Below are 14,005 nucleotides of genomic sequence, written 5' to 3'. Positions count from 1 at the left end.
GGAGCCCTGAAATGACGCCTGAAATCTCTCTTCCTGCCAGCCCGGCGCGCCGCCGCTGGCGCTGGACCCGGCTTGCGGAGCCATGGTGGTATCTGTCACCGGGCCTGTTGCTGATCGCCCTGTTCATCTTCGTGCCGATGGCGATCGGCATTTCTTACGCTTTTCAGAGCATGAACCTGCTCAATCCGCTGGAGAGCGGCTGGGTTGGCTGGGCGAACTTTGCGCAGATGCTCGACGATCGCCGCTTCTTTCGCGCGCTCGGCCATACCCTTAACTGGACGCTGAGTTCACTGCTGCTGCAGTTCTTTTTCGGCCTCGCGCTGGCGCTGCTGCTTAACCGCGAGTTTCGCTTTCGCCGCTGGGTGCAGGCGCTGGTGTTCTTACCGTGGGCGGTGCCGGCGTTTCTTTCCGGCCTGACCTGGTCCTGGCTGCTCAACCCGGTTGTGGGTCCGCTGCCACAGTGGCTCAGCGACGTGGGCATTCTCAGTGAACCCTACAATATTCTTTCCGATCCGCAACTGGCGATGTGGGGGCCGGTGATTGCTAACGTCTGGTTCGGCATCCCGTTTTTTGCCATCACTTTACTGGCGGCACTGCAGTCGATTCCCAAAGATTTGTATGAAGCAGCAGCCATTGACGGTGCCAGCGGCTGGCAGCAGTTTCGCCGAGTCACCCTGCCGTTTCTCGCCCCGATGATCGCCATTACCGTGATGCTGCGTACCATCTGGATCGCTAACTTTGCCGATTTGATCGTGGTGATGACCGACGGCGGTCCGGCCGGTTCAACCTCGATTCTTTCCAGTTACATCTTCACCACCGCTTATCGCAAACTGGATTTTGGTTATGCCTCGGCGATGGCGGTGTGTCTGTTATTGCTGATGACCTGCTATGCGCTGGTACTGCTGCGCATCCGCCATCAGTTACTTAAGTAAGGAGTCTGCATGCGCCTGTTACCGTTGTTCGGTCATCGTCTCAGCATCGCCGCCTATTTGCTGTTTGCGCTGTTTCCGTTGTACTGGATCATTAAAATTGCCGTTACGCCGGACAGGTTACTGTTCAGTCAGGGCGTGACGCTGTTACCTGGCGGTTTCACCCTGAGCCACTTTGCGAAGGTATTGACCGACAGTGATTTCCCCACGTTTTTTATTAACAGTCTCGTTGTCTCCTGCAGCACTGCCGCGCTGACCACCTTGATTGCCGCGGCTGCCGGCTATGCCTTTTCCCGCTTTCAGTTTCGCGGCAAGATGGTGATGGCGGCCCTGCTGCTGTTTACCCAGATGTTTCCGCTGGTGATGATCATTGCGCCGATTTACCGGGTGATGGCCCCGCTGGGTCTGACGAATAGTCTGCTGGGGCTGATTCTGATTTACAGCGCCTTCAATGTCCCGTTCGCCACCTTCCTGATGCAGTCATTTTTTGATGCCATCCCGAAAGATCTCGAAGAGTCCGCCATGCTGGAAGGCTGCACCCGCTTTCAGGCGCTGTACCGCGTGCTGATGCCGCTGACGCTGCCCGGCATGGCGGCGACGCTCGGCTTCGTTTTCACCGCCGCGTGGAGTGAGTTGCTGTTCTCACTGATGCTGATCAACAAAAACGAAGTCATGACCTTTCCGGTCGGGCTGCTCAGTTTCGTCTCCAAATTCGCCGTTTCGTGGGGCGAAATGATGGCTGCCGCCGTGCTGGCGTTAATTCCAGCCTGTCTGTTCTTCGCTTTCATTCAACGCTACCTGGTTCAGGGACTCACCGCCGGTGCGGTTAAGGGGTAAATAATGGCTGAAATTACGCTGGCGCAAATTGAAAAGCGCTATGGCAACGTTGAGGTTCTGCGCGACATCAATCTGACCATTAAAGATGGTGAGTTCGTGGTGCTGGTCGGCCCGTCCGGCTGTGGTAAATCCACCCTGCTGCGCACCATTGCCGGCCTGGAGTTGGCAACGGGCGGTAATATCCATATCGGCAGTCAGCTGATGAACGAGGTGGCGCCGAAAGACCGCGATATTTCGATGGTGTTCCAGAGCTATGCGCTCTATCCGCATCTGACGGTCGCGCGCAACATGGGCTTCAGCCTTGAAATTCAGAAACGACCGCGTGCTGAGATTGAGGAGAAAGTCCGGCGAGCGGCGGAGATTCTCAGCCTGACACACCTGCTTGATCGCCGGCCAAAAGAGCTGTCGGGTGGACAACGTCAGCGCGTGGCGATGGGCCGCGCCATTGTGCGTCAGCCGCAGGTGTTTTTGTTTGATGAGCCGCTTTCCAACCTCGATGCGCAACTGCGCGGCCAGATGCGCGTGGAGATCAAAAAACTGCATCAGCAAATGAACAACACCATCGTTTATGTTACCCACGATCAGGTTGAGGCCATGACGCTGGCTGACCGCATCGTGGTGCTCAATCACGGCGTCATTCAGCAGGTGGGCACACCGCTGGAGCTGTACGACACACCGGCCAATAAGTTTGTCGCCAGTTTTATCGGGTCCCCGTCGATGAATTTTATCAACGGCGTGATGACCCCCAGCGGCGTGCGTATCAGCGACAGCGCACAGTTGCCCCTGAATACGCACTGGGCGGCACAGGCCGCTGGCCGCGACGTTATTTACGGCATCCGGCCGGAAAACATCAGTCTGGCGCAGCCGGGTGAGCAGCATGCGCTGCCTCTTGAAGTGTCGCTGGTGGAGCCGACCGGCCTGTCCGAACTGATTCACGGTTCGCTGTTTGGCCACCCGCTGATGCTGTTTACCACCCAGCGTTCCGGCGCGCGCGCCGGTGATATTTTGCCGGTCACGCTCGACAGCGAACGTGCGATGCTGTTCGACGCCGCATCACAGCGCCGCCTGTAATTGCACGTTTAAGCGATCAAAACGACCAGCGCACCCCGGCATTGTAGCGCCAGCCTTTGACGCCGTTGCCGGCAATCTCTTTGCGGTAATCCGCCTCGGCATACAGCGCCACGTTGTTGATAAGGGTCGCCGTGCCGCCGAGGCCGACGTCCCACATCTGGCCAAATTTGCCGCTGCTGAAGCTCTGGCTCAGGTCGCTGTCGCTGGTGCCGACCCTGACCTGCGCCGTACCGCCCCAGCCGCGGTAGTAGTTAGCGCGCAGATACGGCGTGTACTGGTTCTGACTGCTGTCCTGCCAGCTGCGCGCCACGCGTGCGCCGAGCCGGCCAATGGTATGATCGTAATCGTTATAGGAGACGCGCGCGCCGTCAGCATCGGTAAAACTGTCCATGTTCATACGCAGCCAGCTAACCTGTGCCTGCGGTTCCAGGCGCACATCCCCCGCCAGCATCAGCGGATAGCCAGACTCGACTGACGCCGTCCAGCCGTGCCCTTTGGGTTTGGCGACCGCTTTCTGCCGCGCAATGTCGGTTTCGCCACGGTAGCCGCTCCAGCTCAGCGAGCCATCAACATACCAGCCACTGCTGCGCAGCCAGGTGCCATAAAGTGACAACGTATCGCTATCAAAGCTGGTGGAGCTGTACCCGTCAGCGGCATGCGGGCGAATGCGCGTGTTGCCGCGCGTATAGGCGACGCCGCCACGCACGCTATCTTCAGCGCCATCGGCGCGCAGCAAATTGCCGCCGAGCTGTACGGCGCTGTAGTTGAGGTCGAAATCATAACCCCAGGCATCCAGGCCGCGATTGCTTCGATACTGCAAATCCGACCCAAGGTAGCGGATAAACATCTCTGCGTTGTCCGCCGGCTGCTGGCGCAGTTCGCCGAGACGCTTATGCAGATCGTCAGTGACTGCCAGCGAGTAGTACGCCAGCCCGACCGGTGCGGAGATCCAGGACGGCACCTGCGGCGTAACCGCCGGACGCACCGCCTTAACCGCACTGCCCGCCTGCGGCTGGCACAGCGAGCCATCGCTGCAGATGAAATTGTTTGCCAGACGATAGTCCCATACGTTGCCGCCTGCGCTGCTGCCCGGTGCAAAGCTGTACAGGCCATACTGCCACGGCCCGGCCGCCACATAGCCATTGCTCAGCCTGAAACTGTCGGCGCTGGCGCTGCCGGTCACCTGCACCAGTGAGATGCCTTCGCTGGCCGCGATGACGTTGTCGCGATTGCTGTCCAGCAGCCCGCCGCCCTGCAGCCGGTCATCCACCCAGGTGGTGCCGCTGGCGTTACCGTTAACACGCAGCACGTCGCTGTGGGTGGCTGTCGAATTGAGTTTCAGGCGGCCCTGCGCGGAGGCCAGACTACCTTCGATGGTCAGGGTATTTGCCGCCACATTGCCACCGTTGGTCAGGTCGAGCGTGCCGGCATTATTCACTACCAGCGAATCATTGCTGGCCCCCTGCAGCCGCGCGTTGACGCCATCGCCGGCGAACAGCGTGGATCCGGCATCGATATTGATGGTGCTGTGCGCCAGTTTAATGTTGTCGCTCAGCGTCCACTGCGTATCGATGAAGTTCAGCGTGCTCCAGCCCGCGCCGAGGTTGGTGCCTTTGGTGAGGTCGTCCTGCCGGAACGAACCGCCGCGCGCATTGAGCTGGCTGAGGTTCAGCGTGCTATCCGCGCCGCCGCTGGTGATATGACGGGTCTGTTTCAGGCTGATAGTCTGCACCGTCGCCTGATTCGCACTGCCGTCGCCCATACTCAGGCCACCATCCAGCGTACCGCCCGTGACCAGCAGCGTATCACTGCCGTTGCCTGTGTTCACTTCGCCCGTGACGTTGCCCGCCAGCAGTGCCACCACATCACGGGTCGCGCCGCCCGCCACCACCACCTGATCGGCATAAGGCGCATCCAGCGTACCCTGGTTGATAAACACCGTCTCGCCGCCGCGCAGATCAATAAGCGGTGCCACGCGGCTTTGTGAACGGATGGTGCCCTGGTTAACCACCTGGCTGGCGCTGCGGGTGACAATCGCCGAACCGCCATCGGCATCGCGGATATCAATCAGGCCCTGAGCGATCACCCGTCCACGGGTGTTGGCACGCACGCCGGTGCCGCTGCCGTTGACTTCAATGCGGTAGTCGCGCCCAATCACTAAATCGTTGCCCGTAGTCGATCCATCTGCGTTTTCAAAACGATAGCCGGTACCGCCTGCGCCGACGTGAATCTGCGCGCTACCCGCCGGTTCGAACGAGGTGGCAGAGCGAATGCCGGTGCCACCGTTAGCCTCGAAGCGCACATTACTCAGCGAAATATCACTGATGCCGGCGCGATTGTTCAGCGCAGTGCCGCTGCCGTAAGCGCCGATGATGATGTCGTTGGCTTCAAAGCGCTGCGCACCGCTGTCGAGCAGCAAACCATCGGCTTTGCCGTAAGCCGCCAGCGTGCTGGCCCCCTGCCCGTCGCCGTAAATTTTCATCGCGCCGCCGGAGCCCACGCGCAGCGCGGCGGTGCCGTCATTCACGCGTAAGGTGCTGTCGAGCGGGACATACTGGCCATAACCGCTGCTGACGTCCACGCCGGTGCCGCTGGCGACGCTAACCGAGCCGCGGTTGATAAAGTTACCGCCATCATGCACCCGGGCCCCGGTACTGTTGCGGCCACGCAAATCCACTACGCCCTGCTGCTGATTAAACAGGCGCGCGTCGCCGCTGACATCAAACGCCGTGGCGTTGCGCCCGGTGCCGGTGATGAGCGAGGCGGCGTAGACCTCGGTGCCATCGCCTGTCGCCTGCGCGCCGAGGGTGTTTTTGCCATTCAGCGCGATAAGGCTGGTAATGATCCCCTGCGCGCGATCGCTGGCGCGCAGCACGGTGGCACCCTTACCGGTGACCTGATAAACATCGGTGCTGGATACCAGCGCATCCGTCCCGCTGACCACGATGCCGGTGCTGTCCCTGCCGCTCAGCGTGACGTTGCCAAAGCCCTGATTGTACAGCCACGCGCCGTTGCGGATTTCATACAACGTCGAATTACGACTGCTGACATCAACCGGGCTGCCGTTGACGATCAGGCGTGAGCCGGGATCAAAAGCCTGATAGCCGATCTGCTGTGCATCGTGGAACACCACACGGCTGTTCGCGCCCAGCGTAATACGACCGCCGGCAAAGGCTTTCGCGCCGACCACGTTATCGCCGTACAGATTAATCGTGCCGTTCTGGTTAATCCGCCCCAGCTGGTGATACGAGACCGCACCGAAGGTGGTGGTTTGCTGGGTGCTCTGGCCGCTGTAGAGATTAAGCGTGCCGCTATTGTTAATCTCCGTCAGGGTTTTGCCGTCGCCGGCGCCTGGATAACCATCGGCAAACAGTGCACGGCCGTTACGTAAGATGTTGATATCGCCGCGGTTGTCGACCGTGGCGCCATACTGTGCGTAGATACCCGTTACGCCTTCACCCCGCAGGGAGATAGCGCCACGATTCACCAGCCGCGCATGATTCATCACGGTAAATGGCTGCTGGTTATTGGCGCGGCCGTCTATCGCCGCCTGATTGATCAGTAAAGTGTTCGGGTCGAACTGCGTATCAGGGTTAACAACGTTACCCTGCAGCGTATAGCGATTACCGTCAGCGATGGCGACGCGGGCATCAGACCCGTTGAGGTGAATACGCGTTGCGGCATCAATGGTGGCGCGGGCGCCATCAGTGATAGTCAGCCCGCTGGCAAAGCTGGCGATGTTCAGCGTCGCGCCGTGGGTATTAATGTCGGTGCCGGCACCGCTGCCGTACACACCGGTCGCAAACGGGCTGTTCATCGACAAAGTCAGGCCGCGCCCGTCAAAATCCGCGCCCTGCTCGACGCGAAAAATCGTGCCGTTCCACACGGAGGCGCTGTAGCGGCCGTTGGCCGGCAGATTAATGCGCGCATCCGGGCCGATACGGTAGAAACTGATCTGTCCGCTATCCAGCATGCTGTCGCTGCCGCTGGAGGTGGGAATCGCGTGGGCGCTAACGTCGACCGTTGCCTGGCCTTCAGCGCGAATCCCAATGCCCGCTTTGCCGCTGAGCCGGATTGGGCCGGTGATATCGGCACTGGCGTGACCGCCCGGTTCGCCAGTTACCCACACCGCCGTATTGTTGGTGCCGCCAAAGCGGTCGGCGTCACCCGCCACGTTGATCGCCCCGCTGGAGAAAGCGTGCGCCTGGTTGCCCGCCGTGGCGATCACTTTCAGGCCGGTGCTGTTATAGCCATTCAGATTGAGGGTGCCGCGGTTGCCCACCTGGCCGCCGCTGCCGGAATCCATCGCCAGCATGGCGATATTTTCGCGCGGTAGCGCCTGCGCCATACCGTTGACATCGATAACGCCGTTATTCAGTGACACCGCGTTGGGCCCAGCCTCAATGCGCATGCCAACGGCGTTCTCGACTTTTGAGCCGATAACAATACGGCCATCATTGATGGCACGTGAGTCGAGCAGGCCGGAAATGGCGCTGATGCCACCGCCGAGGCTGACCGCGACATCCTGCGTGACGTCGCCCTTATGATTTTGCGGTGTACGGCCGAGATAAATCGTGCCATCGCGCGCGTTGACGAAGCTGCCCTCGCCGCTGAAACTCACCGCCGCTGCTGAGGAGCCGTTCGCCACATCGTGAATGCCGATGTTAATATTGCCGTGGTTGACCGCGCTGCTGCTGCCGAGAAATAAGCCGGCGGTGCCCCACGGCGCATCACCGATATGCACATTGAGCACGCCATTGTTGCGGAACTCACTGTCATAAATCGCCGACACCGCTGTGCCCGCATAGCCGAGGGAATCCTCCGCCACGCCCCGTCCATTGGCGGCGTTGAAAAAGCCACTGTTGATGACACCATTATTGATACCGCGCGTGCCGCTGACCAACTCCAGCGCGCCCGCTTCGGATGAGAGCGCGTTACTGGTCGCCAGTTTTCCAGCGATAATCGCCGTTGCACCGTTGCTGGCGCGCATCACGGCGCTGGCGCTGTTGGCCACTTCCAGCGTTTTGCCGCGATTGATTTCCACACTGGCTTTCGCGCCATCGGCACTCAGCACCACCTGATCACCGAGTGCGGCAGCCACTTCATCATCGTAATTACCGGTGCTCATGCGGTAAACCACACGACCGTCGCGCAGGCTGAACGCCTGGTTCAGCGCGGCGTTATAACTTTCCGGGCTCAGGTTGCCGCCGCTAATCTGGTCAATCAGCCAGTCGTTATAGTTACGCAATTCATTGAGATTACTGACGTAATAGGCGTTGCTGCTGCCATCCTTAAGCGTGACATCAAACAGACCGGCGTAGGTCACCACGCCTCCGGCATCAAATGCCAGCCGATCGCCACCGTACGGCGGCGTGGCGGCGGTAAAGCGGATGCGGTTATTACTGTCCCAGTTAATCTGGCCGTTATTACTGCTGGCAAATAACTGACTCTGTTTGGCCGCCATTGACCAGCGATTGGTGCTGGCGTTAGCGGCTGCGCCTTGCTGACCAATATTGATATTTAACCGGCCATTAGTGACTGTCGCAACGCGCGCATCAATATATTGCTTATCGTTCACATCATAATAATCTGGCACTACCGTAGCGCCATTAATTTCCGCCGGCGCAATCATTTCCGCGCTGTTATAAACCTGATAGACACGATAACTGCCTGTTTCTTCATCCGGAATACCAATAGCGTAATTTTGTGCGCCGAGTTGCAGGCGGGGCTCGCCGATTAAATTGTCATTAATAATACGCCCAACCTTTTGTAGTTCACCCAGCGTGACGCTGCTCATGCCACTTTCTCCAGCGGTAAAGCGCGGCACGCCGCTCAGCGTCTGGGTGTAACCATTACATAAGCAATAAGCGCCAACTTTATTGTCGTTGCGTTCGGGAGTGAAAGATTTTAATACCACCGCCGATACCGGTGTGGCAGACAGCATTAAGCCCTGCGCAGCAAGCAGGCTTAGTAACAAGGGATTTAATTTAAACACACTATTTTCCTCACCAGAGAAAAGACAAATGCCGCACAGCGAATGCGCAGTGCGGGGAAATAGCGAAGCGAAATATATTGTCGTAATAGCTTACAGCTGGAAATCCGTTGAAATGAGTATTACCGCGATCAGATTAAAACGTCCAGTTTGACTTAAGGAATTGTGATGACGGCGATAAGCTTTAGGAATTGCGCTAACGGCCTGAGATAATTATCTGGAACTAAAAATGCGGAAAATGGCAAAAATCAGATGGCGGGAAATAATACCCGGCACGCCAGTGGCGGCCGGGCATGATGACAATTACAGTCGCGCTTCGACCGGCACCGACACTTTTTTATCTTTCGGCTTGAGGCCAAACATGAACGAGGCGAAGCGTGAACGTTTGACGATGGCGTAACACACCGCGCTCAGCGCAATGCCGAGGGCAAAATCGATCAGGACATACAGTACTGACAGGTTATCCGGTAACCAGACATCCAGCAGCCATGAGAAAATGATCACCACCGGATAGTGCAGCAAATAGATGATCAGCGCGGAATCCACAATTGCCGTCAGAATGCGACTCTCTTTCACGTTGATGCGTTCGAAGCTAAACACCAGCCAGTAGGACAGCATCACCGACAGCACGCTGCCCAGCATCACCGGCACATATTTCATCACCCCGGTGATGTGGTTGTGCGCGACAACATAGCAGGCGGCCCACACCGCCAGCACCAGCGCGGCCACCAGCCAGCCATTCATCAGTTTACTGTTGGCGTACCGGGCAATTTTCTCGCGGTTGACGTATAACGCAAAACCGGCGGTGTAGTAGACGAGGAAGCGTGCGGTCACCGGGATGAGCTCGACAAATTCACCGCGGCCTTTTACCAGGAACTTCAGCACGAAGCAGGCGTTACCCAGAATCACCAGTGTGGCGATCAGCATTGGCAACGACATTTTGCCCAACTGACGGGCGCTCCACTGATAAAACGCGCCGGGTACCAGCAGCGACATCACCGACAGCGACACGAGGAACCACAGGTGGTGCATCATGGTATAGCTGTTTAGCCAGCCTTCGAGACTCAGCGGGGTGTTATTCATCTGTCCCGCGATAAAATACATCAGCGGCGGAATAAACAGATAGGCTGATATCAGCGGAATCAGGACGCGCTTACGGCGATTATCCGTAAAGAATTTCTGCCCTTTGCGCAAAATAATCAGCGCGGAGAACATGCCCGAAAGAAAGAAGAACACTTCCATCCTGAAGGTGTGCACCATGCTCAGCAGTGCCGTAAATATTTCCGAGGGATCGCGCTGCGCGACATAATACCAGCCATTCTCACCCGGTAAACTCCGTGAGGCGTGTAATAACACCCCTTCCAGAATTAGGCCGGCACGCAGCAGATCCAGGCCAATATTACGGCTGGATAAAAAGGATTCTGTTTTCACATTGCACATCCTGAAATGAGTTGTAACGCAATCATAATGATTCAGTCAGAATGCTAACACCGGATTAATCTGTATACATTATGTTTAGAAACGTTTCGGAATTTCGCCATAGTGTAAAGAATGTCACTGTGCAATGTCCATAAAGCTTAAGCCAGAATGTTCTGATGGTAAAAGTTATCGTCAGGCAGTGCTTATTCGCAGCTAACTCCCGGAAAAACAGCGAAAACCCACTCTTTTACAACAGGTTGTGGATTAACGGTTCGACTCGCAGTGCGAAAATTCGCTAATCAAGCTGCGTTATGTCCTGAAGCGACCGTGATGTTTTAAGCAGGCGTCAATGCGGGATTTTCTGGCTGAAGGGTGACTGTTGGGTAAGGTTTGTTTTTATGTTGCTGTATTTAAATAACTTTTATTCAGCGAGCGGCTTTTTTCTCAGAGTTGACCTAATTTTCACCCCGCAACCGTGCTTTCGGATTGTTGACCCGCAATCTCCCCTGTTAAGGTAATTCGCTTACGGTAAACAACCGATTCTCCATGTAACCTTGAGTATCAAAAGGCGGAAATTTGTTATGCAACGAGCGCTATCTGGCATCGTCACTTTGCTGATTACCACAGCCTGTCTGTGCAATACCGTATTCGCCGAAAGCGGCAAGCCCGATAATAACTTTATTATTGAAGCCTATGGCGGTTCCAGTACGCGCGGTGCCATGGCGATAAAGGAAAATGGCAAATTGCGCGCAATCTATATTAAAGACAATGAGATTGCTCTGATTAACCAGTGGTTACAGGAGAAGTATGGCGATGGCATTCGCGTAGTGAATAAAGGCGCGTCCTCATCACAGGCCATGGACCTGTTAAATGGCAAATATTTCTACAAGAATAATAAAAGCTGGCGCGAAGAGATGAAGAAATCGCCGGCAAAAATCATTTTGCTGAATTTTGCCACCAACGATGCACGCCATTTCCATTTCCGCGATATAGAAAAGGATTACCAGGTTAGCCCGGATAAATATACCCAGGTAATGACACAGCTGATCACTATTGCCCGTGAAGAGGGTAAGCAGGTGATATTACAGGAGCCGCACCCGATTTGTGGCCGCGCGGAGAAATGGCACGTTGCACCTTACGTCACCAAACTGGACGCGCTGGCTAAAGCAGAGTCGGTGCCGCTGGCGCGTCAGTATCAGCGCATCCTGCAGATGAAAGACTGGCAGTCGCTGATGTCACCCGATTGTATTCATCCGTCTGAACAGCTGTACCGCATGAAAGCAGAAGAAACTTTTTCGGTGCTGGTCTCCCACTTTAATACCGAGCTGGCTGCTGCCGGGCATGGCAAAAACCCGGATGGCGAGCAGGTGGCGAAACGCTAAACCGGTGATTGGCTGACCGGTGAAAACGGCTTAACGCGATAGTGTAGCGACATATTAACGGTAGTCTTTACCACCACGCTGTGTTATCCCTCGGGTTGTCGCGGAGGGATAACAATGAATATCAGTTTACTGAGCCAGTGCCCGCAGTTGCTGGATACGGTGGCAACTATGCTTCATCAGGAGTGGTCCGGGTTTTCTCACTGGCGCGATCGGAGCGCCATACGTCAACGCCTGCTGATGCGCAACGCGCATCCGGCAAAAACGTTTACGCTGGTCGCGTTGAATGCAGAAAATGAAGTGCTTGCCACTGCCAGCACGATTCTTCACGAGCTTGATGACATCCATGAACGCCAGTTCTGGATGGGCGAAGTACTGACTGTCGCGGCACACCGCGGTAAAGGCGTGGCCTCTGCTTTGGTATTGCGTTTAATTGAAGAAGCTCGCCAGCGCCACATGCCAGAGTTGTGGCTGTATACGCCGGATCAGCAGGCATTTTACCGTCGCTATGGCTGGCAGGAAATCGAGCAGCGCATCGTGTCGTCAGAACAGGTTAGCGTGATGCGAAGGGAAATCTTTTAAGGAAAAGAAGATGTTGGTACGTAAAAACTATCCAGAACTGGGCGAAGTGAAAGCGCCTTACGTGCACGCCGTGAAGCATGGCGACACGCTTTACGTTTCGGGTCTGACTGCCTTCGCAACAACGGCGCAGCAGGCGGATATTGCTGCGCAGGCAGAAGTGATTTTTCAGCAGCTACATTTGCTCGCCGCACAGGAGAATACTTCGCTAAAAAATCTAATTAAAGTGACGATTTTTATCACTTCATTTACCGATATAAATGCATTGCGCGACGTGCTTTACCGGCATTATGGCGAACACCTGCCCGCCAGTTCACTGGTGCAGATTAGCCAGCTGTTTTGCCCCGATCTGAAAATCGAAATTGAAGCAATTATTGCTCTGTGATGAAGTTGTAATTCTTTGTTTTAACGATGCTTTGATTTAAAACGATTCTTGTAGGTCGTCTGTTGCCTTCACAAGTTTTACCTGGTCACCATAAATGGCGACCCTACGGGTTAATTGCACGGTTTTATAATGTGTTTTGGGTCACCGTAAATGGTGGCCTTGCCGGGTAACGGCACGGTTTTGTAGGGTGCGCATTGAGGTACGACCGGGCACATGGGTAACAGATCAGACCGGGCACACAGGTAACACTTTTTGTGGTCAGTCGATCCGGATAATACGCTTTTCTGCCCGGTCATAATACGCAAGGATGAGCCTGTCGAAGAGGATGACGTCAATGCCGTCGTCCACTTCCAGGAACCGCACGTACTCGCCCCGTAACGCTGCGCTCAGGAAGGTCCGCCCGTTCAGCCTCAGGTCGCCTTTTTCACCGACTTTGTACAGCTTCGCCCCCTCCGGATAACCCACCTCCGGCACTTTTCCGTTCCATTTCCGCGGTGAAGGCGTCCATATTTTTGCGGGCGGCTGCTGCCCGTGCGCCTCATGCGGCTTTTCCTGATTGAACTCGTTCCGCCATCCGCTGCACCACGCCTGCTGCTCTGGCAGCGAGCCAAAGACGTCGTGATGGCTCATGGCGACCTTCAGCGACCGGTGCATCCGCTCGTGGCGGGCGTTCTGCCCCGGACAGCCCGGCGCGGTTCTTTCCGGCTGTATCCCCAGTTTTATCAGCCACACGCTCAGCTGCGTCAGCGCGAGGATGCCCGGCGCAACGAAGGGCGAGCCGTTGTCGGTGCGGATAACGTCGGGCAGCCCGCCTTCCAGGAAGGCCTTTTCCATGCAGCCGCGCACGAACACCGTGGTCTCCGACGTGCCCGGCTCGCAGGACAGCAGGTAGCGGCTGTGGTTATCGGTGAGCGTGAAGGGGCGGCACCAGCTGCCGTCTTTCAGGCGGAAGCGCCCTTTAAAATCAGCGCTCCAGACGTGGTTATTCCTCACGGGTGTCGTGAGACTGCGCAGGTTGCCCGGCGTTCGCTTACGCGGCGTCCGCGGCTGCACCATTCCCGCCGCCTTCAGCAGGTCGCCGATGGTGCTGGCGGCGGGCACGATGAAGTCAGCGCCGTTGCTGAGGAACCAGTGGCGGATTTTTTTTGGCCCCCAGTCGGGGTGCTGCTGGCGGAACTGAACAAGGCGCGCGGCGATGTCGGGGGCGATTTTATCGGGCTGGAGATGGCGGGCGCGGGAGAGATTTTCAAGCGAGGAGAGCTCGCCGGGGTTAAAGCGGCTGAGCCACTTGTAGCCGGTTTTGCGGCTGATGCCGTGGCGGTGACACAGCTGCGTCATGGATTCCCCGCCTGCCTGGCAGGCGAGGATGAATTCAAGGCGTTGCATGGTAACAGTCTCAGTCCAGGGCATAGTG

The 14,005-nt window shown here is 56.8% G+C and carries 9 protein-coding genes; 6 read left to right on the top strand and 3 right to left on the bottom strand.

What is annotated here, in order from left to right; genetic code table 11:
• Positions 1-11 precede the first annotated feature (11 nt).
• The 3 genes from C1N60_RS22730 to C1N60_RS22720 are packed head-to-tail and all read left to right on the top strand — an operon-like array spanning position 12 to position 2,837.
• Positions 12-932, top strand: coding sequence for a carbohydrate ABC transporter permease (locus C1N60_RS22730; protein ID WP_132463025.1), 921 nt, complete (start codon positions 12-14; stop codon positions 930-932).
• A gap of 9 nt (positions 933-941) precedes the next feature.
• Entirely contained in the window at positions 942-1,766 is an 825-nt protein-coding gene (locus C1N60_RS22725) for a carbohydrate ABC transporter permease (RefSeq protein ID WP_394521857.1), read from the top strand.
• Positions 1,767-1,769: 3 nt separating this feature from the next.
• On the top strand, positions 1,770-2,837 hold the full coding sequence (locus tag C1N60_RS22720) for an ABC transporter ATP-binding protein (RefSeq protein WP_088517298.1): 1,068 nt from the start codon (positions 1,770-1,772) through the stop codon (positions 2,835-2,837).
• Between the two features lie 16 nt (positions 2,838-2,853).
• Here the strand turns inward: C1N60_RS22720 and C1N60_RS22715 are convergent, their stop codons facing one another.
• Entirely contained in the window at positions 2,854-8,832 is a 5,979-nt protein-coding gene (locus tag C1N60_RS22715; protein ID WP_394521856.1) for an autotransporter outer membrane beta-barrel domain-containing protein, read from the bottom strand.
• Between the two features lie 300 nt (positions 8,833-9,132).
• Positions 9,133-10,269 (bottom strand): acyltransferase family protein, encoded by a 1,137-nt coding sequence (locus C1N60_RS22710; protein WP_394521855.1) that lies wholly within the window; start codon positions 10,267-10,269, stop codon positions 9,133-9,135.
• Positions 10,270-10,829: 560 nt separating this feature from the next.
• Here C1N60_RS22710 and C1N60_RS22705 point away from each other — a divergent pair.
• The 3 genes from C1N60_RS22705 (at position 10,830) to C1N60_RS22695 (ending at position 12,591) form a co-directional block, all read left to right on the top strand.
• Positions 10,830-11,630 (top strand): SGNH/GDSL hydrolase family protein, encoded by an 801-nt coding sequence (locus tag C1N60_RS22705; protein WP_394521854.1) that lies wholly within the window; start codon positions 10,830-10,832, stop codon positions 11,628-11,630.
• Positions 11,631-11,744: 114 nt separating this feature from the next.
• A complete protein-coding gene (locus C1N60_RS22700) occupies positions 11,745-12,209 on the top strand; it encodes a GNAT family N-acetyltransferase (protein WP_150360313.1) in 465 nt (154 codons plus the stop codon).
• Positions 12,210-12,219: 10 nt separating this feature from the next.
• Entirely contained in the window at positions 12,220-12,591 is a 372-nt protein-coding gene (locus tag C1N60_RS22695) for a RidA family protein (protein WP_394521853.1), read from the top strand.
• Between the two features lie 258 nt (positions 12,592-12,849).
• On the opposite strand, the gene C1N60_RS22690 is transcribed toward C1N60_RS22695, so the two are convergent.
• Positions 12,850-13,977 (bottom strand): DDE-type integrase/transposase/recombinase, encoded by a 1,128-nt coding sequence (locus C1N60_RS22690; protein WP_196368259.1) that lies wholly within the window; start codon positions 13,975-13,977, stop codon positions 12,850-12,852.
• Positions 13,978-14,005 lie beyond the last annotated feature (28 nt).

The sequence above is a fragment of the Pantoea sp. SGAir0184 genome, assembly GCF_043544755.1.
Note: the sequence above shows the minus strand (reverse complement) of the source record. Positions and strands in the feature narration are given on the sequence as shown.

Coding starts and splice junctions, on each gene's coding strand:
- C1N60_RS22710 (WP_394521855.1), bottom strand. CDS start 10,269: ATGTGCAATGTGAAAACAGAATCCTTTTTATCCAGCCGTAATATTGGC.
- C1N60_RS22690 (WP_196368259.1), bottom strand. CDS start 13,977: ATGCAACGCCTTGAATTCATCCTCGCCTGCCAGGCAGGCGGGGAATCC.
- C1N60_RS22700 (WP_150360313.1), top strand. CDS start 11,745: ATGAATATCAGTTTACTGAGCCAGTGCCCGCAGTTGCTGGATACGGTG.
- C1N60_RS22705 (WP_394521854.1), top strand. CDS start 10,830: ATGCAACGAGCGCTATCTGGCATCGTCACTTTGCTGATTACCACAGCC.
- C1N60_RS22695 (WP_394521853.1), top strand. CDS start 12,220: ATGTTGGTACGTAAAAACTATCCAGAACTGGGCGAAGTGAAAGCGCCT.
- C1N60_RS22720 (WP_088517298.1), top strand. CDS start 1,770: ATGGCTGAAATTACGCTGGCGCAAATTGAAAAGCGCTATGGCAACGTT.
- C1N60_RS22730 (WP_132463025.1), top strand. CDS start 12: ATGACGCCTGAAATCTCTCTTCCTGCCAGCCCGGCGCGCCGCCGCTGG.
- C1N60_RS22725 (WP_394521857.1), top strand. CDS start 942: ATGCGCCTGTTACCGTTGTTCGGTCATCGTCTCAGCATCGCCGCCTAT.